Raw genomic sequence first — 19,824 nt, 5'->3', positions numbered from 1 at the left:
GCCCCGCGCCTTCGCCCCACGACTTCCCCCCACGACACCATCACACCAGTCACAAAGGACGCCCATGTCTGCCCACTTCACCCGACGCAGCCTGATTCGCGGCATCACCGCGGCGACCGCGGTCGCCACCCTCGCCACCGGGCTCGCCGCCTGCGGTGGTGACAGCGAGGCCGCCACCACGACCGGCAGCGCCGCCGACAGCGTGACCATCGGCCGGGCGTCCAACGGCGCCGCCGAGGAGAGCGCCCTGAAGGTCTCCGAGGTCAAGTCCATCAGCGCCGAACTGCCCGACGCGCTCAGGAAGAGCGGCAAGCTGAACATCGGCATCGGCGCCCTGCCCTCCGGCTTCGCCCCGCTCGCCTACGTCGGCGACGACCAGAAGACCCTCACCGGTGCCGAGCCCGACCTCGGCCGCCTGGTGGCCGCGGTCCTCGGCCTGAAGCCGGAGACGAAGAACTTCACCTGGGAGAACCTCTTCGTCGGCATCGACAGCGGCAAGGTCGACGTCGGCTTCTCGAACATCACCGACACCGAGGAGCGCAAGAAGAAGTACGAGTTCGCCTCCTACCGCCAGGACAACCTCGGCTGGGAGGTCAAGAAGTCCAGCACGTGGAACTTCGACGGCAACTACGAGAACCTCGCCGGTCTGACCGTCACCGTCGGCTCCGGTACCAACCAGGAGAAGATCCTCCTGGAGTGGAAGAAGAAGCTGGAGTCCGAGGGCAAGAAGCTCACCGTCAAGTACTACCCGGACCGCAACGGCATCTACCTGGCGCTCGCCAGCGGCAAGATCGACGCGTACTTCGGCCCCAACCCCGGCATCGCCTACAACGTCTCCCAGACCGCGGGCAAGGCCAACGCCACCCGCAACGCGGGCACCTTCTCCGGCGCCGGCGAGACGCTCCAGGGCCTGATCGCCGCCACCGCGAAGAAGGACAGCGGCCTCGCCAAGCCGGTCGCGGACGCCATCAACTACCTGATCGAGCACGGTCAGTACGCCAAGTGGCTGGCGGCCTACAACCTCTCCAACGAGGCCGTCGCCAAGTCCGAGATCAACCCGCCCGGGCTGCCGCTGGACAACTCCTGATCGGTCGTCACCACAGCTGTGACGTACGCGGGTTGAGTGAGAAACAACAGCAACGACAGCAACACGGCAACGAAAGCAACACGGCAACGACAGGAAGGGACTCCGTCTCCGTGGCCACCTCGATCGACCTCCGCGGAGGCGGAGCTCCGACCACCACCCGCCCGCACCCCCTCGACAACGCCGTGTGGGCCGCGCTCGACGGCCCGCACGCCCACCTCGCCGACCGGGTCGGCCGCGCCGCCCGCTACCCGGCCGACGTCTACGCCTTCGCCGCCCTCGCCGACCCCGGGGACTCCGCCGCCTGGGCCGACCTGCTCACCCTCGTCGGCCCCGGAACGGCCGTACGCATCAAGCCCGTCGACCGCGTACCCGACGGCTGGGAGGTGACCGGCGGGGGAGAGGGCGTCCAACTCGCCGCCACCGAGGCGTTCCGCACCGAACCCGAACCCGAGGCCGTACGCCTCGGCCCCGACGACGTGCCGGAGATCCTCGACCTCGTCGCCCGCACCCGCCCCGGCCCCTTCCTGCGGCGGACCGTCGAGCTCGGCGCCTACCTCGGCATCCGCCACCGGGGCCGCCTGATCGCCATGGCCGGCGAGAGGCTGCGACTGCCCGGCTGGACCGAGATCAGCGCCGTCTGCACCGACCCCGACCAGCGTGGCCAGGGCCTCGCCACCCGGCTGATCCGCGCGGTCGGCGCCGGCATCCGTGAGCGCGGCGACACCCCGTTCCTGCACGCCGCCGCCGGCAACGCCCCCGCGATCCGCCTGTACGAGTCCCTCGGCTTCGCCCTGCGCCGCCGCTCGACCATCGTGTCGGTGCGCACGCCGGGAACATCCGCCGAGATCGGGGCGTTCTGAGTCATGACGAGATGTGTGGGGCGCCGTCCGGCGCCCGGAAAGAGGGAGGTGCGGACGTGACCCACATACGCCATGCCGTGCACCTCCACTCCCGGCCCCACATCGACCTCCAGCGCGTGGCCGGCGCGCTCTGTCGCTCCTGACGCTTCCCCTGCCCTGGGCCGGGGGCCCCGTTTCCCCGGGCTCGCCCCCGCCCTGTGCCCGCCCTGTGCCCGCGCAGTCCCTGCGCGCAGGCCGGCGCTCTCGTTCGGACCTCCAGGAAGGCACCTCGTGTCCCCGACCCCCTCCTCCCCGTTGCATCTCGCCGTCGCTCTGGACGGCACCGGCTGGCACCCCGCCTCCTGGCGCGAGCCCGTCGCCCGACCCCGTGAGCTGTTCACCGCCGGATACTGGGCCGACCTGGTCGCCGAGGCCGAGCGCGGACTGCTCGACTTCGTGACGATCGAGGACGGCCTCGGCCCGCAGTCCTCCCACTTCCTCGACCCCGACGACCGCACCGACCAGGTGCGCGGCCGGCTCGACGCCGTGCTCGTCGCCTCCCGCGTCGCTCCGCTCACCCACCACATAGGTCTGGTGCCGACCGTGGTGGCCACGCACACCGAGCCGTTCCACCTCTCCAAGGCGATCGCCACCCTCGACTACGTGAGCGGCGGCCGCGCCGGCCTGCGCGTCCAGATCACCGCCCGTCCCACCGAGGCCGCCCACTTCGGCCGCCGCACGATCCCCCGGATCGAGGCCTACGACGCCCCGGCCACCCAGGAGCTGGTGACCGACCTGTTCGACGAGGCCGCCGACTACGTCGAGGTCGTGCGCCGCCTCTGGGACAGCTGGGAGGACGACGCGGAGATCCGGGACGTGGCGACGGGCCGTTTCGTCGACCGCGACAAACTCCACTACATCGACTTCGAGGGCCGCCACTTCAGCGTCAAGGGGCCCTCCATCACCCCGCGCCCGCCGCAGGGCCAGCCCCTGGTCAGCGCCCTCGCCCATGACACGGTCCCCTACCGCCTGGTGGCCCGCGCCACCGACGTCGGGTACGTCACCCCGCACGACACCGACCAGGCCCGGGCGATCGTCGCCGAGATCCGCGCCGAACAGGAGCGGGCAGGGCGGGCCGCCGAGCCGCTGCACGTCTTCGCGGACCTGGTGGTCTTCCTCGACGACGACCCGGCCGAGGCCGCCGCCCGGCGCGACCGCCTCGACGCCCTCGCCGGCGAGGAGTACCGCAGCGACGCCCGCATATTCGCCGGCTCGCCCGCCCAACTAGCCGACCTGCTCCAGGACTTCCAGGCGGCCGGACTGACCGGGTTCCGGCTGCGCCCCGCCGTCGTCGGCCACGACCTCCCCGCCGTCACCCGGGGACTCGTCCCCGAACTCCAGCGCCGCGGCGCCTTCCGCCAGGCCTACGAGGCCGACACCCTGCGCGGGCTGCTGGGCCTGCCCCGCCCCGCCAACCGCTACGCCGCCGTCTGAGCGGGAGGGAGACCCACCATGAGCAAGCCCCAGAAGCAGATCCATCTCGCCGCGCACTTCCCCGGCGTCAACAACACCACCGTATGGAGCGACCCGCGGGCCGGCAGCCATATCGAGTTCAGCTCCTTCGCCCACTTCGCGCGGACCGCCGAACGCGCCAAGTTCGACTTCCTCTTCCTCGCCGAGGGACTGCGCCTGCGTGAACAGGGCGGCGAGATCTACGACCTGGACGTGGTCGGCCGCCCCGACACCTTCACGATCCTCGCCGCGCTCGCCGCCGTCACCGAGCGCCTCGGCCTGACCGGCACCATCAACTCCACCTTCAACGAGCCCTACGAGGTGGCCCGCCAGTTCGCCAGCCTCGACCACCTCTCCGACGGCCGCTCCGCGTGGAACGTCGTCACCTCCTGGGACGCCTTCACCGGCGAGAACTTCCGCCGCGGCGGCTACCTCCCGCAGGACGAGCGCTACGCCCGCGCCAAGGAGTTCCTGGCCACCACCGGCGAGCTCTTCGACTCCTGGCGGGGCGACGAGATCGTCGCCGACCAGAGCAGCGGCACCTTCCTCCAGGACGCCAAGGCCGGCGCCTTCGTCCACGAGGGCCGGCAGTTCGACATCCAGGGCCGGTTCAACGTCCCGCGCAGCCCCCAGGGCCGTCCGGTGATCTTCCAGGCCGGCGACTCCGACGAGGGCCGCGAGTTCGCCGCCTCGTCCGCCGACGCGATCTTCAGCCGGTACGCGGCCCTCGACGCCGGCCAGGCCTTCTACACCGACGTCAAGTCACGCCTCGCCAAGTACGGCCGGCGCGCCGACCAACTGCTGATCCTGCCCGCCGCGAGCTTCGTCCTGGGCGACACCGACGCCGAGGCCGAGGAGATCGCCAAGGACGTGCGCCGCCAGCAGGTCAGCGGCGCCACCGCCCTCAAGCACCTGGAGTTCGTCTGGAACAGGGACCTGTCCGGCTACGACCCGGAGGGCCCCCTGCCCGACATCGACCCGGATCTCGGCGAGAGCCACATCGCGCGCGGCCGCGCCCAGGTCCGGATGTACCGCGACCCGCTGGCCACGGCCCGCGAATGGCGGGAGCTCGCGGAGGCCAACAACTGGTCGATCCGCGACCTGGTCATCGAGACCGGCAACCGCCAGAACTTCGTCGGCTCCCCGGCGACCGTCGCCAGGACGATCAACGAGTACGTGCAGGCCGACGCCGCCGACGGCTTCATCCTCGTCCCGCACATCACCCCGAGCGGCCTCGACGCGTTCGCCGACCAGGTCGTCCCGCTGCTCCAGGAACAGGGCGTCTTCCGCACCGAGTACGAGGGCACCACGCTCAGGGACCACCTCGGCCTCGCTCACCCGGACGAGGCGGGCGGCGCCGAGCGGGTGGCCTCGTGAAGTTCCTCGCCATCACGCTGATCGTGCACCGCCCGGACCCGGTCACCGGCGTCCTGAAGACGACCCGGGACCGCTTCCGCGAGGTGCTCGACAACGCCCTGCTCGCCGAGGAACTCGGCTTCGACGGCTTCGGCGTGGGGGAGCGGCACGAGCGGCCGTTCATCTCCTCCTCCCCACCGGTGGTGCTGAGCCACATCGCCGCCCGCACCCGCCGCATCCGGCTCTTCACCGCCGTGACGACCCTCAGCCTCCTCGACCCGGTCCGCGCCTACGAGGACTACGCCACCCTCGACCACCTCTCCGACGGCCGCCTGGAACTGATCATCGGCAAGGGCAACGGCGCCGCCCAGCGCGAGCTGTTCCAGGTCACGCCCGACGACCAGTGGGAGCGCAACGCCGAGAGCTACGAGGTGTTCCGGCAGATCTGGCGCCGGGACAAGGTCACCGCGGCCACCCGTTTCCGTCCGGAGCTGACGGACGCGGAGGTGTGGCCCCGGCCGTACCAGCGGCCCGTCCGGGTCTGGCACGGCAGCGCCACCAGCAAGGAGTCCGTCGACCTGGCCGCCCGCTACGGCGACCCGCTCTTCTCGGCGAACGTCACCCACCCCATCGAGCCCTACGCCGAGCTGATCCGGTACTACCGGGAGCGCTGGGAGCACTACGGCCACGACCCCGGCGCCCTCGCGGTCGGCGCCGGCTCGGCGGGACTGTACGTGGCACGCACCTCCCAGGAGGCCGTCGAGGCCTACCGGCCGGTGTTCGAGGGCACGCTCGCCTTCCAGAGACAGGCCGGACTGCCCGTCGTCTTCGAGACGCTGGAGGACTTCGTCGAGCGCAGCTCCGCCCTGATCGGCAGCCCGCAGCAGGTCGTCGACAAGGTGCACCGCTACCACGAGCGGTTCGGCCACACCGTGCTGCATGTGCAGGCCGACGCCGGCGGCCTCACCGAACCGCAGCACCGCGACTCGCTGGAACTGTTCCGGTCGGAGGTGGCGTCCGTGCTCCGCAAGGACATACCGGACCCGCCGTTCGCCTGGGGGCCGGTGCTTCCCACACCGTCGAACACCGAGGAGCCGGCCCGTGTCTGAGATCCCCCTCGGCGTGCTCGACCTGGTCCCGATCTCCTCGGGCTCGACGGCCGCGGACGCCCTGCGCAACTCCATCGACCTGGCCCGACACGCGGAACAACTCGGGTACGCCCGCTACTGGTTCGCCGAACACCACCTCAACCCCGGTGTCGCGGGCACGTCCCCGGCCGTCGTCCTGGCCCTGACCGCGGCCGCCACCTCCACCATCCGGCTCGGCTCCGGCGCCGTACAGCTCGGCCACCGCACCGCCCTGTCCACGGTCGAGGAGTTCGGCCTGATCGACGCGCTGCACCCAGGCCGCTTCGACCTGGGCCTGGGCCGATCGGGCGGCGGTCCGCCGGGGGAGCGGGCGAACCCGCCGGCCACGGCCACCCCGGTCGTCGACGGCCGGGCCCCGAACGGCCTGCTGATCCCGCCCCGCTTCTCCTTCGCACGCCTCCTCGGATCGCCCCGGGTCGCCCTCCAGCGCAGGCTGCTGCTCCTGCCGGAGGCCACCTCGCAGGACTACGCCGAGCAGATCGACGACATCCTCGCCCTGCTGGCCGGTACCTACCGCTCCCCGGAGGGCGTCGAGGCGCACGTGGTACCGGGCGAGGGCGCCGACCTCGACGTGTGGATCCTGGGCAGCAGCGGCGGTCAGAGCGCCGAGGTCGCGGGCGCCCGGGGCCTGCGGTTCGCCGCGAACTACCACGTCAGCCCGGCCACCGTCCTGGAGGCGGTGGACGGCTACCGGGCCCGCTTCAAGCCCTCCGCGGCCCTCGACGCGCCCTATGTCAGCGTCTCCGCCGACGTCGTCGTCGCCGAGGACGACGCCCGGGCCCGCGAACTGGCCACCGGCTACGGCCCGTGGGTGCGCAGCATCCGCACCGCCGAGGGCGCGATCCCGTTCCCCACCCCGCAGGAAGCGCGCGCCCACACCTGGACCGACGAGGACCGGTCGCTCGTCCAGGACCGGCTCGACACCCAGTTCGTCGGCTCCCCGGCCCGGGTCGCCGACCTCCTGGAACAACTCCAGGAGGCCACCGGCGCCGACGAACTGCTCGTCACCACCATCACCCACGACCACACGGACCGTGTCCGCTCCTACGCACTTCTCGCCGAGGAGTGGCGCCGCAGGGGCCACACCGGCCGGGTGAGTTGACCCACCGGCGTCCCCGCGGAGCGCCCGTACGTGATCGCCTCGGCGCGGCCGGCCTCGTCGCCGCGCCGACGGCGGCACACCCACCCCTGCCGCGGGGCGCCCGCCGTGGACGCCCCGCGCTTTACCCCGGCGGCATGGGCCACGACGTCCAGCAGGCGTCCGCCGTCGTCGGTCGCGAACCACTCGGCGTGCCCCACGCAGTACTCGTACGCCAGCCGGGTGTTCTCCGCGGACCGTGTGACGCCGTGGAAGTAGCCCAGCTCGGACAGCGCGAACTCGGCGTGCACCAGCGGCAGCAGCTCGGGGAGCGCGGCCGATTCGGCGGGGGAGGGGGAACGCGGGGTGCGGGGCGGTGCGCGGTCAGACGGACCGGCGACAGCGGCACGCGAGCCAGCCGCACGTGCGACAACAACAGGAGCTGCTCGCCGGGGCGGGATCTGGGCGGCCCGGCTGTGGTGGACGCTGCGGGCGATCTCCGTGCCGGCGGCCGTGCTCGACGGGGGTCTGGCGGCCTGGGAGTCGGCGGGACGGCCGCTCGCGTCCGGCGACGACACGGTGCCGGCACCCGAGGTGACGCCCGTGACGCCCGTGACGCCCGTCCCGCGTCCCGGAATGTGGACAGACGTCCACGAAGTAGGAGCCATCAGCCGGGGCGAGCAGCCCGGCACGCTGGTCTGCGCGCTGCCCACGGCCGGCTTCGACGGCTCGGTCCCCACCCGGTACAGCCGACGCGGACACATCCCCGGCAGCCGCAGTCTTCCCGGTCGCGAACTCCTGGACGCCGAAGGACGCCTGCTGCCCGCCGCCGACCTCGCCGCGCGCGTCGGCGCCGGTCTCGACACCACCGACACGCCGGTCGTCCTGTATTGCGGCGGCGGTGTCTCGGCCGCCGGGGTGGCCCTCGCCCTCACCCTGCTCGGGCGCGAGGACGTGTCCCTCTACGACGGTTCCCTGGAGGAGTGGTCGAAGGATCCGGCACGACCGCTGGAGCTGGGCGGCGCGGCCAGGCCTCGGCCCGGACGGGGCGACTGACCCGCCGACGGCCTACGGCGCCTCGCTCGACGTACGGTCCGCAGCCCCCGCCCGGCCCCGCACCCGCCCCGCACCGGACGGAACACGCGACAGCGCCGCGCTCACCGGCAGGGCCCCCGCCAGCAGGCCCGCGCAGACGACCGACGCCACCGCGAACGCCGTCCCCGGCGGGGACCGGGTGTGGCCGGGGACGCGTCCCCCTCCCCCGAAGGCGACGCGTCCCCGGCGCTTCCCCCGGCGCCGGACTGTGGTGTGTGGGCGGCCTCCCGGCTCACCAGCACATGACCGCGGTCTCGCCCGAACCCCAGCCGGAGTACAGGCGCACGCGGACGAAGTAGCGGCGGTCCCTGACGAGCCGGACCCTGATCGTGGCGTTGTGCGGAGTGCCTCCGTCGTCGTGCCCCGCGAGGAAGCGGGGCTCGCCGTCCCGCTCCTCGAAGACCACCACCAAGGAGTCGCACTCCCCGAAGGTGGCGATGGTGTACTCGCGGGTCTCGCGCGGCTCGACGGTGAAGTCGACCTGCTCGCCCGGACCCAACGAAAGCGGCGCCGAACGGAACGGCTCCAGGGCGGGCGGCCCTGCCGCGTCGGGCGGCGGATACCAGCCGAGGACGAACTCCTTGTCCAGCGGCGACAACCCGCCGGACGGACGCACACCCCCGCGGAACTGCTCCGGCTCCAGGATCAGACCCGCCGAGAACGGGTACTCCATGACGGACTGCGAGTCCCACACCGACCCGTTCACCTCGGCCGGGTCCAGCTTGCGCAGGATGTTGAACCAGGTCCGCTCCCGGCTCCAGTGGTGGGGCGGGCCCGCGAGATCGGCGTACACGGCCTCGTCGTCCCAGTGCAGGCCGGCGAAAGGGCTCTGGTGCTCGTGCTGCATGCCGAGCGCGTGTCCGATCTCGTGCAGGGCCGTCGCGCGCTCCCCGGGCGCGGTCAGATCCCAGCCGAAGTTCATCGTGCGCTCGTTGAGACCGGCCGACAGCGCGTCGCGGCCCACCGCCGACCAGGAGCCGTCGCCCGGCTGGAACCCGATGCGCAGCTCCGCCTCCGAGCGGTCGGCGACCTCGGCGAAGGACACCCCGATGCCCAGCTCCCGCCACTCGCGGAAGCAGTCCCGCACGACCTCCCGCTGACTCGCCCCGCCGACCCACGACACCCAGCGGGTCGTGCTCGAACCCGGCGGGGCGATGACCGACCCGTCGCTTTCGCCGTCGAGGAAGCAGTAGTGCAGCACGGTGCCGTTGACCCACATCCGCCGCCCGCTCAGCAGCGCGCCGAGCCGCTCGACGGCCAGCCCCGGCGCGAACGCGGGGGCCGACTGCTGGGCGAGCGAGCAGTAACGGGCGGTCATGGGCTCCAGGTTGCCGTGCGGGACCACCGTCCGGCCTGAGTCGGGGGCTACTCAAGTCGCCCTGTATCAGGCGTGAGTATGCCGACTCTCCTTGAGGTGACGACCTTCGAACCGCGAGCCGGGACCCTGCGACTGCCGTGGCCGTTCACGGGCCGGGACGAGGAACTGGAGCTCGTCCGCCGCTCGTTGTCGGGAGGACGGCCCGGCATGGTGATCACCGGACCGGCGGGCTGCGGCCGTACCCGGCTGGCCATGGAGGCGGTCCGCGGCACCGACTGCGCCCGAGCGGCCGGCACCCCCGGGACCCGGGACCTGCCGTTCGCCGCCTTCGCCCATCTGCTCCCCGAGGGCGTCACCCTGCACAGTGCGGTCCAACTCCTGTCCGGCGTACGGCAACTGCTCGTCGACGACGCGCATCTGCTGGACGACGCCTCCGCCGCCCTGCTCCACCAGCTGGCCGTCCAGGGCCGCACCCGGCTGCTCGTCCTCGTCACCGACGAAACCCGCCCGCCCGGCGCCGTCTCCCGACTGTGGACCGGCGAACTGCTGCCCCGCCTCGCCCTGGAGCCCCTGACCCGCGAGGACACCACCCCACTCCTCGACGCCGGCGCCGGCGGCCCCGTGGAGCCCCTCGCCGGCAACCGCCTGCACCGGCTGTGCGGGGGCGACCTGCGCCTCCTGCGCGACCTGCTGGACGCGCTGTGCGAGCGGAGCCTGCCGACCAGGGACGAGGACACCGACGAACGGACCTGGCGCGGCCCGCTCCCGGTGACACCGGCCCTGCGGGAACGCGCCGCCGCCGTCCTCGGCCGCGCCTGCCCCGACGAACGCGAGATCCTCGACCGGCTCGCCTTCGCCGAACCGCTGCCGCTCGCGGCGGACTCACTGGACCTGCGGATCCTCGAACGCCTGGAGGCGGACGGCCTCCTCGACGTCGACGACGACGCGACGGTCCGCCTGGCCCACCCCCTGCACGGCCCGGTGCTGCGCGCCGAGACCGGCCGGCTGCGCGCGAGACGGCTCACCGGCCGACGACGGTCCACCGCGTCCGCCCTCGACGCCGAGGCGGCCGAGCTGACCCGCCGCATCGGGCGGGCGGACGTCCGCACGACGCCCACGCCCGTGGGGGAGTGGCTCGTCGCCGAGGGGGAACCGGTACCGGCGCGGTACGCCGCCGTCCGCGCGCGGTTCTCACGGCTGCGGGGAGAACTGCGCGAGGCGGCGGCCTGGGCGAGGGAGGGCCTCGCCACCGCCCCGCAGGACCGCGCCTGCCGCATCGAACTCGCCCTGGCCGCAGCCCAGTCGGGCGAGACGGGCCCGCCGATCGACCTCCTCGCCGAACACCCCGGCACAGCGGCATGGCCACCGGCCGCCCGCGGAGACCTCGACACGGCCCTGAAGACACTCGAAGACACCGAGGCCGACCCTGTAACCGGCCCCGAACCCGGCCACGACTCCGGAACCGGCGCCGGTGACCCCCGCGAGGCCCACGATCCCTGCGTCGCCCATGACCCCTACCTCGCCCACGACGCCGTACGCCTCGGCGCTCCTCAGCGCGCCGTCCGGCTCCTCCCCTCCGACGGGCCGCTCGCCCGGCACGCGCGGGCGCTGGCCCGGGGTGACGGACCGGCGCTGGACCTGGCGGCCGCCGAACTGGAGGAGCGTGGGTTCCTGCTCTTCGCGGCCGAGGCGTACGCGCAGGCGGTACCCGTCCACCGGGACGCCGGCGCGGCCCGCACCGCCCGTACGCGTGCCCTCGCCCTGGCCCGGCGCTGCCAGGGCGCCCGCACCCCGGCCCTGTCCGGTCTGGTCCTGGGCGAACTCACCGCCCGGCAACGGCAGATCGTCACCCTCGCCGCGGCCGGCCTCAGCAACCGGCAGATCGCCGAACGCCTCACCCTGTCCGTCCGGACCGTCGGCAACCACCTCTACGGCGCCTACACCCGGCTCGGCGCCGGCGACCGCGGGGCCCTCCCCTGGCTGGTGGAGCAGCCGGCCTGAACCGGCCGGCCCCGGGACCGTCTCACGCCGCGCCGAACGCGGTGAACGCCCAGCCCGTCGCCTGGTGCAGCGCGTCGTCCGGAAGCGCGGCACGGGCGTCCCGCAGGGCCTCGGCCAGCGAGAGCCCCGCGCTCGTGCCCTTGTGCAGGGCCAGCATCAGCGGGACGACCGCCGCGTCGTTGACCGGTGCGCTGCTCGCCACCACACCGGCCGTGCCCAGCGGCAGCAACGCCGTTACCAGGCCGAGGAGTTCGTCCGCGCCGACCGAGGCGAGCCGGGCGGTGTCGCAGCTGGAGAGGATGATCCGGTACGGGCTGCGGGCGAGCCGCTCGAAGTCGTGGACGATCAGCGGCCCGTCCGCCATCCGCAGCGACGAGAACATCGGGCTGTCGCCGCGGAACGTGCCGTGCGCGGCGATGTGCGCCAACGCCGCCCCGTCCAACTCCTTGAGCACGCGCGACACATGGGCGTCGTCCTGCTCCAGCACGATCGGCCTGCCGTACCGCCCGGCGACCTCCGGCACCTCCGCCCCGCAGGACGCCAGCCCCGGACCCCGTACGAGGACCTGCCGGCCGCCCGGAGGCGGTTCGGTCTCCCGCGCGCGCAGCCAGCCGCTGGCCGACGGCGACACACTGACCACCCGCTCCCGCAGCGACGGCAGCAGCGCCCACGGCACCCGGTGCAGCCGGGCCGGCGGCACCACCACCAGCGGCCCCGGGCCCAGGTGCCTCGCCGCCTCGCCGAGCAGCAGTTCCTCCAGCTTCCGCCCCGCCGCCTCCACCACCGGCAGCCGGCCCTCCGCGCCGGGGTGGGCCAGCCGCCGCAGCCCGGCCTGTACGTGTTCGGCCTCCCGCTCCGCCTCGGCCAGCAGCCCGCCCGCGAACCGGCGCACCCGCCCGTCCCCGCACAGCAGCACCTGAACCCGCCCGTCCAGTACGGCCAGTTCGACCAGCCGACCGTCGCCGAGCCGCTCCAGCAGCCGGCCCGCGTCGAACCGGTCGCCGCCGAACCGGTCGCCGCCCCAGGGCGTGACCCCGCGGATGTGCAGGGTCCGGGAACGGATCTCCCGCTCCAGGCGCCGCTGTTCACGCTCCAGCGTCGGCATCGGCCGGCCGTCCATCCGGGCGGCCTCCGCGCGGGCCGCGATCACCCGGAAGGCGGTCATACCGCTCAGCAGCGCCGGGTCGGCCGGCGGCCGGGTGGGCGGCGTCGACAGCGCCGTGGCCCGCCACCGCTCGCTCCACACCAGCAACTGCCGTGGCCCGCCCCGCTCCAGACTGACCTCCTGGGCCAGTGCGGCGAGTTCGGCGCCCTGCGCGGTGGCCCGGGCCCGCAGCTCCGAGGCGCCCAGCGTCGTGCGGTGGTCGTCGAGGACGTCGAGCCCGCGCCGGCAGGCCTCCAGCACGCCCCGGCCCGAGCCGGTGGCCCGCGCCCACAGTGCCTGGGCCGCCCAGCCCGTCATCCGTGCCAGCGGCGGCCCGCTGCGCCGGCTGCGGGCAGCGATCTGGAGATACCGTTCGGCGTCCGTGGTCCAGTTCAGGCCGAGCGCGATCCGGCCCGCCAGCAGCCAGGCCTCCGGTGCCGCCGGCGCCTGGAAGGCGGCCAGCCGTTCGGCGAGTCTGGCGGCGTCCGCGACCAGCCGCCCCGAGCCGCGTCCGGTGGCCACCCGCGCCTCGATCAGCACCAGCCGGGCGTGCGTCTCCCACCAGGTGCGCCGTTGGCCCGCGAAGAGCCGCTCGGCCACCGCCGCGCGCGCGATCGCCGTCCCCGGATCGCCCGCCAGTCGCGCCGCCCTCGCGGCCGTCAGCAGCAGTTCCGCCTTACGGGTGGACTGGCCCCCGATGCCGTCCAGGACCCCGATCGCCGCGTCCGCCTCGGCCAGCGCCTCCGGCGCGAGACCGGCGGCCATCAGGACCTCGCAGCGCCGGATGTTGAGCATGAACGTCGGCGTGCCGAGCTTGGCGTACCGCTCCTCCGCCTCGTCGAGGAGCCGCAGCGCGGCCGGCACGTCGCCGGAACGGAAGGCGGCCAGCCCCCGGCTCTCCACCACGTCCGCCTTGTCGTGCTCCTGGCCGGTGGTGTCCCACAGGGTCTCGGCCGCCGTGAAGTCCGCCTCGGCCCGGTCCACCGCCCCGAGCGCCAGGTGCACGGTGGCGCGCAGGGTGAGGGCGCGCGCCGTCCAGATGACGTCGTCGGCCTGACGCAGCACGGGGATCGTCCGGCGTACGTCCTCCAGTGCCTCGCGATGATGGCCGAGGACCCACAAGGAGTAGGCCCGCCGGTACATCACGCGCGCGCGGGTGTGACCGGTCCCGCGCTCGACCCCCCGCTCGAAGGCGGCGAGTCCCTGCCGGGTGCGGCCCGCGTGCACCAGCGCCACACCGAGCGTGCCGAGGACGTCCGCCTCGCGCTCGGCCGAGTCCGCGCGCGCCGCGAGGTCCCGGGCGCGCCGCAGATGGTCCAGGGCGAGACGCATGTCGCCCCAGTCCCGCTGCCAGATGCCGATCACCTGGTGGGCGACCGAGGCGTGCAACGGCGTCGGATCGGTGTCGAGCACTCCTTGCGCCCGCGACAACGCGTCGCCCGGGGCGGCGAACACCATCGGCAGCAGTTCGAGAACCGAGTCGTTTCCCGCTGTCACTCCACGGATGGTAGTGCTCCGGCCTGCGTGCCACACCGGTTCGGCACCGTATCCACCAGTAACAATTGGACGTCGTGTCAACGGACTCGGCAGCGTGAGGGGGCGCGCGGACGCAACCGCACCACCCCCATCCGCCGTCGCACCACCTGTATCAGACGGCCGTCCCGCGGGTCTTGCTGTCGACCACCGGCCGTAGGGGGAGGACACGCCATGGCACCACAGCGATTCCACGAGCAGTTCGACCACATCCAACGCTCGCTGCCCGACGTCCCGTTGGCGATGGGACCGGACGACTCCGCCGAGTTCATCTACGAGAAGGGCGTCGTCCTCGCACGCGACGGCGAGGAGGCCCGGGTCGTCGAGGACGCCGTCCGCTCGCACTTCACCGCGACCGAGGGCCTGGTCCCGGACCACGTGCGCCGGGCGGGCCCGGAGACCAACCGCTCGGGCATCACCCGCATCCGGGTCGGCGACGCGGGCGAGGGCGGCCGCGGCGCCGACCGCACCGTCGCGGGGGCCCTGCGCGCGCTGCGGGAGACGGAGGGCCGCGCGGGCCGCCGCCTGGTCAGCCGCAACCACCTGGTGTCGATCGCCGTCAACGCCTGCCCCGGCGACGAACCGGTGCCCGCCGCGCGCAGCGCCCGGCCGAACCCCGCCGCGGCGCCGGCGGCCCAGGCCGCGGCGGGGGGAGAGGGCGCGGACGCCGTCGGCGTGCTCGTCGTCGACACCGGCCTGACCCACGACTACCGCTCCTACCCGCTGCTGGCCCGCACCGAGGGCGACGCCCAGGTCAGGGAGACCGACGAGGACGGGGTCCTCCAGCAGTACGTCGGCCACGGCACGTTCATCGCCGGTCTCGTCGCGGCCGTCGCCCCGCACACCGACGTCACGGTGCGGGGCACCCTCAACGACGCGGGCGCCATCCTGGAGTCCGAGTTCGGCGAGCGGCTCTTCGACGCCGTCGAGGACGGCTGGCCCGACATCCTCAGCCTCTCCGCGGGCACCTCCAACGGCCGGGTGGACGGCCTGCTCGGCGTGGCCGCCTTCATGGAGGAACTGCGGTCCCGGCCGACCCTGTTGGTCGCGGCCGCCGGCAACAACGGCAGCGCCGCGCCCTTCTGGCCCGCCGCCTACGCCGCGCTGCCCGAGTACGCCGACGCGGTGCTGTCGGTGGGCGCGCTGCGCGGCGACGGCGAGTTCGGCGCCTGCTTCAGCAACCACGGCCCCTGGGTGAAGGTCTACGCCCCCGGCGAGCGCCTCACCGGCCCCCTCACCGGCTTCGACACCCCCGTCCCGTACGTCTACCAGCACTCCACCTACGAGGACTGCCGCTATGGCTTCAGCTACTCCTGCACCTGCCGATCCCCGCGCCACACCGGCGTGTTGAGCGAGGCGCAGCAGGTCACCCCGGGCAAGCCGGACCAGGTGATGTTCGAGGGACTGGCGTCCTGGAGCGGCACGTCCTTCGCGACCCCCCTGGTCGCCGGGCTGGTCGCGGCCCACATGACCGCGCACGGACTGACCGATCCACGGGCCGCCGCCCGTCGGCTCCTCGCCACCGGCTCCGAGTTCGCGGAGGTGCGGGGTGCGCACGTACCGGCTCTGCTTCCGCCCACCTGGCAACCGGCCCAGGTCGGTCCGGCGTGAGGGCGGCATGACGTCCGAGAGGGGCCCCGCCACGGCGTACGATGACAGGCCGTACACGAGGGGTGGGGCCGTGGACCGTACTGATGTCGGCGCGCTCGTCCAGTCCGCCGTCGACGGTGACACGGCGGCCTGGAAGGCGCTGGTGGACGGGCTGAGCCCATTGGTGTGGTCGGTCGTACGCGCGCATCGGCTCTCCGACGCCGACGGGCACGAGGTGTACCAGACCGTGTGGTTCCGGTTCGCCCAGCATCTCGGGCGGATCCGCGAGCCGCACAAGGCCGGTGCGTGGCTCGCGAGCACCGCGCGCAACGAGTGCCTGAAAGTGATCAAGAGCTTGCGGCGGCTGACCCCGACCGACGATCCTCTGCTGCTCGACCGGGCCAGCGAGGAGCTGACCCCTGAGCAGTCGGTCCTCGACTCGGAGGAGGCGGCCGCGCAGAGCGAGCGGGTGCGGTTCCTGTGGCAGGAGTTCGAGGCGCTCGGCGAGCGCTGCCGACAGCTGCTGCGGGTCCTGATCGCCTCGCCGCCGCCCAGTTATCAGGAGGTGTCGGCCGCCCTGGGCATCGCCGTCGGCAGCATCGGACCGATGCGCCAGCGATGTCTGCGCCGCCTGCGCGCCCGACTCGACGCACGGGGAGCCCTGTGAACGGCATGAACGGTATGAACGACGACGAGCCGGACGACATCTTCGGCGAAGTCCCCTTCGTCGACGAGGAGTTCGACCACGACCGGCTGGAGGAGGAACTCCGCCAGGCCGCCGCCATCCTGGATCCGGTCCCCGTCGAGCTGCGGCGGGCCGCCATCGAGGCCTACGCGCTGCACGACCTGGACGCGCGGATCGCCGAGCTGACCTTCGACTCGCTGGTCGACGCCATCCCGGTGCGGGGCGCGCTGGACGTGCCGCGGATGCTGACCTTCCACACGGGTGGGCTGACGGTCGACGTCGAGGTGACCGACGAGGGGCTGATGGGCCAGCTGCTGCCGCCCCAGTCGGCCGCGATCGAGGTCCTGCACGGCCCCCGGGCCGGCGCCTCGCTCACCGCCGACGACATGGGCCGCTTCGCCTGCGACACGCCTCCGGGCGGCCCGTTCGCCCTGCGGCTGCGGACCCGCGCGGAGGTGGTCGTGACGGAGTGGCTCCGCGCCTGAACCCGAAGGCGACGGGCGGGCGTCGCGGCCCCCGGCGGTCTCCACGGCCGTCCCGACGGCCGTGCCACCCGTCGGCACCGGGCTCCGGCGGCCTGCCCGGTACGGGGGTGCGGCCCGCGGTTCAGTCGGTGACGGCGTCCACGAGGGCCGCGAGCGCCGAGGCGAGCCGGGGGAGGCCCGGCCCGACCGGTCCGCCCGGCTCGGTCATGTACGTGTCCCGCCGGATCTCCACCATGAGCGCGCTCACCCGCGGCTCCTTCCCGTAGTGCTCCAGGGGCACATAGGCCCCGGCGAACGGGCTGTCGAGCCCGACGTCCCCCACCGCCTCCCCGAACGCCTTCCGCGCGGCGGCGAGCAGCTCGGGCGGGGTGTGGAAGGCGTCGGTCCCGAGGCAGACCGGCGGCCGGGGTCCCTCGCCGTGCAGCTCGTAGGGCAGCGGCTCGGTGGGGTAGGAGTGCACGTCGACGATCACGGCCCGTCCGACGGCCGCCAGCCGCTCGGCGACGGCATCGGTCATCGCCTGCGCGTACGGCCGGAAGTAGCGGGCGACGAGCGGCTCGGGATCGGTCTCCCGCGGCCGCAGCACCTCGCGGTGCGTGGTCCGCGTGTACACGGCCCCCATGCCGACGGCCCGCATCTCCTCGCGCTCGTCCGGGAACCGCTCCGGATCGACGACCAGCCGCGACAGCCGGTTCACGAACCGCCAGGGCGTCACTCCCGCCCGCCGCGCCGCCGTCTCGGCGATCTCCGCGGTGTGCGAGTCGGTGATGTGGTCGAGCTCCCGCTCCAGCGCCCCGTCGTCCAGCACGATGCCCGCCCGCACCCCGGCCGGTATCTCCCGGGCCGAGTGCGGCACATGAAGGATCACCGGCGAGTCGGCGGCGCCGGGGAGGAAGGAGAAGGACGGTGCGGCAGGGGTCACGAGGCTGCTCCGGAGCTGGTCGACGGCGTGGCGCACGATCAAGATGCCATACCGGCACGTCGGGCGACGTGTACGCCCGGTGCCGTCACGAAAGGCCGTTTCCCGAGGTCCGCAGGAGCGGCGCCGGGTGGGCGGGGTCGCGCGGTGACGGTGCGGCGGTGCACTGGACCCGCACGTCCAGCAGCGAGTGGCTGCAATCGTGGGTGGGGACCGTGTCGACGAGCACGTGGTAGGTGACGGTCGTCCCGGAACCGATCCGGCCCGGACCGATGCTCAGCTCCGCACCGCGCAGCCGGGCCGGCGGCGCCTGGGCGTCGCTGGGCCGGGACTCGGTGTCGAGCAGCTCGGCGTAGGGAACGGCGAGGCGCACTCGGAACGGCTCGCCCCGGTCGAAGGCGCTGCTGGGGATGTCCCGTCTGCCGGGGTTGGTGAGGACCACCGTGACCAGATGCGGGTTGATCAGCTGGGTGCCGTTCCGGCTGATCTCCAGGCTGCCGTCGATGGGGCGTCGCACCAACGGGGCGTGTCCGACGGTCCAGTTGAGTCGGCGTCGGGGGTGCGCCGCGCGGAACGCGGCCCAGATCGCGCCGCATCCCACGACGACGGCGACGGCGACCCCGGCCGCCGTCCAGAAGGTCTCCGTGGCGTAGAAGGGGCCGGACGCGACGGATCGGGCGGACAGGACGTCGTACACGGGCAGCCCCCTGGCGAGTTACTCAGCGGCGGTGCGGTCGGCCGTCGCCGGCCGCATGGAGGAACAGGCGCCACTCGTGCGGCGAGAACACGAGAGCCGGCCGACCGGGGTCCTTGGAGTCCCGGACCGCGACCACCTCCTCCACCACCGTGATCTCGACGCACGCTCCGTTGCCCGTGCTATGACTGCTCTTGCGCCACACAGCGTCCTGGAGGCCGACCCGCGGCGCAGGCCGGCCGTTCTGCGTGCTCATGAGTTCTGCATCTCCCTCGTGATCTGCTCCAGCATGGCGGGTGCCTCCAGCGGATCCGGAGCCGCCGCCCGGAGCAGGTCGAAGGTCTGGATGAAGGTGCGGACGTCGCGTTCCTTCTCCAGGTAGACGTTCCCGGCGATGGAGTCGACGTAGACGACCGTGGGCGTATGGGGTTCGAACTCCAGCAGGGAGAAGGCGCCGGCCAGGGCCGCGTGGGCGCCCTTGGCGGACGGCATGACCTGGATGGTGACGTTCGGCAGGGCCGCCGCCTCGGCCAGGTGCCGCAGTTGGGCCACCATGACCTCCCTGCCGCCGACCGGACGGCGCAGTGCGCTCTCCTCCAGCACCACCCACAGTTCCAACGGGTCGGGCTGCCTGCTGAGAAGGGTCTGGCGCTCCTTGCGGAAGCGCACCAACTGGTCCGTCTCGTGGGGCTGGTTGGGCCGCACCGCGGCGATCACCGCCCGGGCGTAGTCCTCGGTCTGGAGCAGACCGTGCACCAACGTCGACTCGTACGAGCGCAGGACGCGGGCATCGGCCTCGAGGCCCGCGTAGGTGGCCATGCCCGAGGGCAGCACCTCCGCGTAGTGCGCCCACCAGCCCTGCTGCTGTGCGTCCTTGTGGATCTGCATGACCGTCTCGACCCGCAGAGGGTCGGCGACTCCGTACCAGTGCAGCAGGTCCCGCACGTCCCGGGCCTTGATCGGGGCCTGTCCCGTCTCCACCCGGCTGATCTTGGACATCGAGCACTCCAGGTGGGCGGCGACGTCCTCGATCCGCTTGCCCGCGTGCTCGCGCAGGCGTCGCAGTTCCGCGCCGAGTTGACGCCGCCGTACCGTGGGCCCCCCGGCCGTGGCCATCGCCTCACCCCTCGCAATCAACGCTGTGGAGTATTGCTCGACGCAAGTGTGCCGCATCCCCAACGTGCTTGTCTCGCAGAAGAGTTGGTTCGAGACATTTGGTTCACGCAATTGCGTGGAGGAAGTCGCTTTGCCGTCCGGAGACCGGGTCGGCCGCTTCGGGGTCCAACGGCGGCGTCGGACGCACGGCCGCCCCGGCCGGAGAGGATCCCGGTCGGGGCGGA

19 protein-coding genes are annotated in these 19,824 nt (G+C 73.4%); 12 read left to right on the top strand and 7 right to left on the bottom strand.

The window, feature by feature from the left end:
• Positions 1-64: 64 nt before the first annotated feature.
• The 7 genes from ACIRPU_RS19145 (at position 65) to ACIRPU_RS19115 (ending at position 7,044) form a co-directional block, all read left to right on the top strand.
• Positions 65-1,087 (top strand): ABC transporter substrate-binding protein, encoded by a 1,023-nt coding sequence (locus ACIRPU_RS19145; RefSeq protein WP_403868435.1) that lies wholly within the window; start codon positions 65-67, stop codon positions 1,085-1,087.
• A gap of 110 nt (positions 1,088-1,197) precedes the next feature.
• Complete coding sequence (locus ACIRPU_RS19140) at positions 1,198-1,947, top strand: GNAT family N-acetyltransferase (protein ID WP_403868432.1); 750 nt, start codon at positions 1,198-1,200, stop codon at positions 1,945-1,947.
• A gap of 11 nt (positions 1,948-1,958) precedes the next feature.
• Positions 1,959-2,090, top strand: coding sequence for a putative leader peptide (locus ACIRPU_RS19135; protein WP_403868429.1), 132 nt, complete (start codon positions 1,959-1,961; stop codon positions 2,088-2,090).
• A 127-nt stretch (positions 2,091-2,217) separates the two neighbouring features.
• Positions 2,218-3,420, top strand: coding sequence for an LLM class flavin-dependent oxidoreductase (locus ACIRPU_RS19130; protein WP_403868426.1), 1,203 nt, complete (start codon positions 2,218-2,220; stop codon positions 3,418-3,420).
• Positions 3,421-3,438: 18 nt separating this feature from the next.
• Positions 3,439-4,815 (top strand): NtaA/DmoA family FMN-dependent monooxygenase, encoded by a 1,377-nt coding sequence (locus ACIRPU_RS19125; RefSeq protein WP_403868423.1) that lies wholly within the window; start codon positions 3,439-3,441, stop codon positions 4,813-4,815.
• Positions 4,812-5,903 (top strand): LLM class flavin-dependent oxidoreductase, encoded by a 1,092-nt coding sequence (locus ACIRPU_RS19120; RefSeq protein WP_403868420.1) that lies wholly within the window; start codon positions 4,812-4,814, stop codon positions 5,901-5,903. Before ACIRPU_RS19125 ends, ACIRPU_RS19120 begins: the two co-directional genes overlap by 4 nt.
• Positions 5,896-7,044, top strand: a complete 1,149-nt coding sequence (locus tag ACIRPU_RS19115) for an LLM class flavin-dependent oxidoreductase (protein ID WP_403868417.1) — start codon at positions 5,896-5,898, stop codon at positions 7,042-7,044. Before ACIRPU_RS19120 ends, ACIRPU_RS19115 begins: the two co-directional genes overlap by 8 nt.
• On the opposite strand, the gene ACIRPU_RS19110 is transcribed toward ACIRPU_RS19115, so the two are convergent.
• Complete coding sequence (locus tag ACIRPU_RS19110) at positions 6,987-7,598, bottom strand: hypothetical protein (protein ID WP_403868414.1); 612 nt, start codon at positions 7,596-7,598, stop codon at positions 6,987-6,989. The genes ACIRPU_RS19115 and ACIRPU_RS19110 overlap by 58 nt on opposite strands.
• 25 nt (positions 7,599-7,623) lie before the next feature.
• Here ACIRPU_RS19110 and ACIRPU_RS19105 point away from each other — a divergent pair, with 25 nt between their 5' ends.
• Positions 7,624-8,076: a sulfurtransferase gene (locus ACIRPU_RS19105; protein WP_403868411.1), complete on the top strand. Its 453-nt coding sequence runs from the start codon at positions 7,624-7,626 to the stop codon at positions 8,074-8,076.
• Between the two features lie 271 nt (positions 8,077-8,347).
• Here ACIRPU_RS19105 and ACIRPU_RS19100 read toward each other — a convergent pair whose 3' ends face one another.
• Positions 8,348-9,433, bottom strand: coding sequence for a M12 family metallopeptidase (locus ACIRPU_RS19100; RefSeq protein ID WP_403868408.1), 1,086 nt, complete (start codon positions 9,431-9,433; stop codon positions 8,348-8,350).
• 96 nt (positions 9,434-9,529) lie between these two features.
• Here ACIRPU_RS19100 and ACIRPU_RS19095 point away from each other — a divergent pair, with 96 nt between their 5' ends.
• Positions 9,530-11,434: a LuxR C-terminal-related transcriptional regulator gene (locus ACIRPU_RS19095; protein ID WP_403868405.1), complete on the top strand. Its 1,905-nt coding sequence runs from the start codon at positions 9,530-9,532 to the stop codon at positions 11,432-11,434.
• A gap of 22 nt (positions 11,435-11,456) precedes the next feature.
• Here the strand turns inward: ACIRPU_RS19095 and ACIRPU_RS19090 are convergent, their stop codons facing one another.
• On the bottom strand, positions 11,457-14,075 hold the full coding sequence (locus tag ACIRPU_RS19090; RefSeq protein ID WP_403868402.1) for a CHAT domain-containing protein: 2,619 nt from the start codon (positions 14,073-14,075) through the stop codon (positions 11,457-11,459).
• Positions 14,076-14,285: 210 nt separating this feature from the next.
• On the opposite strand from ACIRPU_RS19090, the gene ACIRPU_RS19085 reads away from it, so the two are divergent.
• From ACIRPU_RS19085 to ACIRPU_RS19075, 3 genes are all read left to right on the top strand, one after another.
• Positions 14,286-15,722, top strand: coding sequence for a S8/S53 family peptidase (locus tag ACIRPU_RS19085; RefSeq protein ID WP_403868399.1), 1,437 nt, complete (start codon positions 14,286-14,288; stop codon positions 15,720-15,722).
• Between the two features lie 70 nt (positions 15,723-15,792).
• Entirely contained in the window at positions 15,793-16,368 is a 576-nt protein-coding gene (locus ACIRPU_RS19080) for a sigma-70 family RNA polymerase sigma factor (protein ID WP_351757115.1), read from the top strand.
• Positions 16,369-16,382: 14 nt separating this feature from the next.
• Positions 16,383-16,871, top strand: coding sequence for a hypothetical protein (locus tag ACIRPU_RS19075; RefSeq protein ID WP_403868751.1), 489 nt, complete (start codon positions 16,383-16,385; stop codon positions 16,869-16,871).
• Between the two features lie 121 nt (positions 16,872-16,992).
• Here the strand turns inward: ACIRPU_RS19075 and ACIRPU_RS19070 are convergent, their stop codons facing one another.
• The 4 genes from ACIRPU_RS19070 to ACIRPU_RS19055 all read right to left on the bottom strand — a co-directional run bounded on the left by ACIRPU_RS19070 (position 16,993) and on the right by ACIRPU_RS19055 (position 19,600).
• Positions 16,993-17,793 (bottom strand): N-formylglutamate amidohydrolase, encoded by an 801-nt coding sequence (locus tag ACIRPU_RS19070; protein WP_403868396.1) that lies wholly within the window; start codon positions 17,791-17,793, stop codon positions 16,993-16,995.
• Between the two features lie 85 nt (positions 17,794-17,878).
• A complete protein-coding gene (locus ACIRPU_RS19065) occupies positions 17,879-18,487 on the bottom strand; it encodes a hypothetical protein (protein WP_403868393.1) in 609 nt (202 codons plus the stop codon).
• A gap of 22 nt (positions 18,488-18,509) precedes the next feature.
• Positions 18,510-18,740, bottom strand: coding sequence for a DUF397 domain-containing protein (locus ACIRPU_RS19060; protein ID WP_355702277.1), 231 nt, complete (start codon positions 18,738-18,740; stop codon positions 18,510-18,512).
• On the bottom strand, positions 18,737-19,600 hold the full coding sequence (locus ACIRPU_RS19055) for a helix-turn-helix transcriptional regulator (protein ID WP_355702276.1): 864 nt from the start codon (positions 19,598-19,600) through the stop codon (positions 18,737-18,739). The genes ACIRPU_RS19060 and ACIRPU_RS19055 overlap by 4 nt, the downstream gene beginning before the upstream one ends.
• Between the last annotated feature and the right edge of the window lie 224 nt (positions 19,601-19,824).

It is taken from the genome of Streptomyces sp. NPDC102259 (assembly GCF_044766465.1).
Classification (GTDB): domain Bacteria; phylum Actinomycetota; class Actinomycetes; order Streptomycetales; family Streptomycetaceae; genus Streptomyces.
The sequence above is the reverse complement of the archived record's forward strand: the minus strand, read 5'-3'. Positions and strand labels throughout refer to the sequence as shown.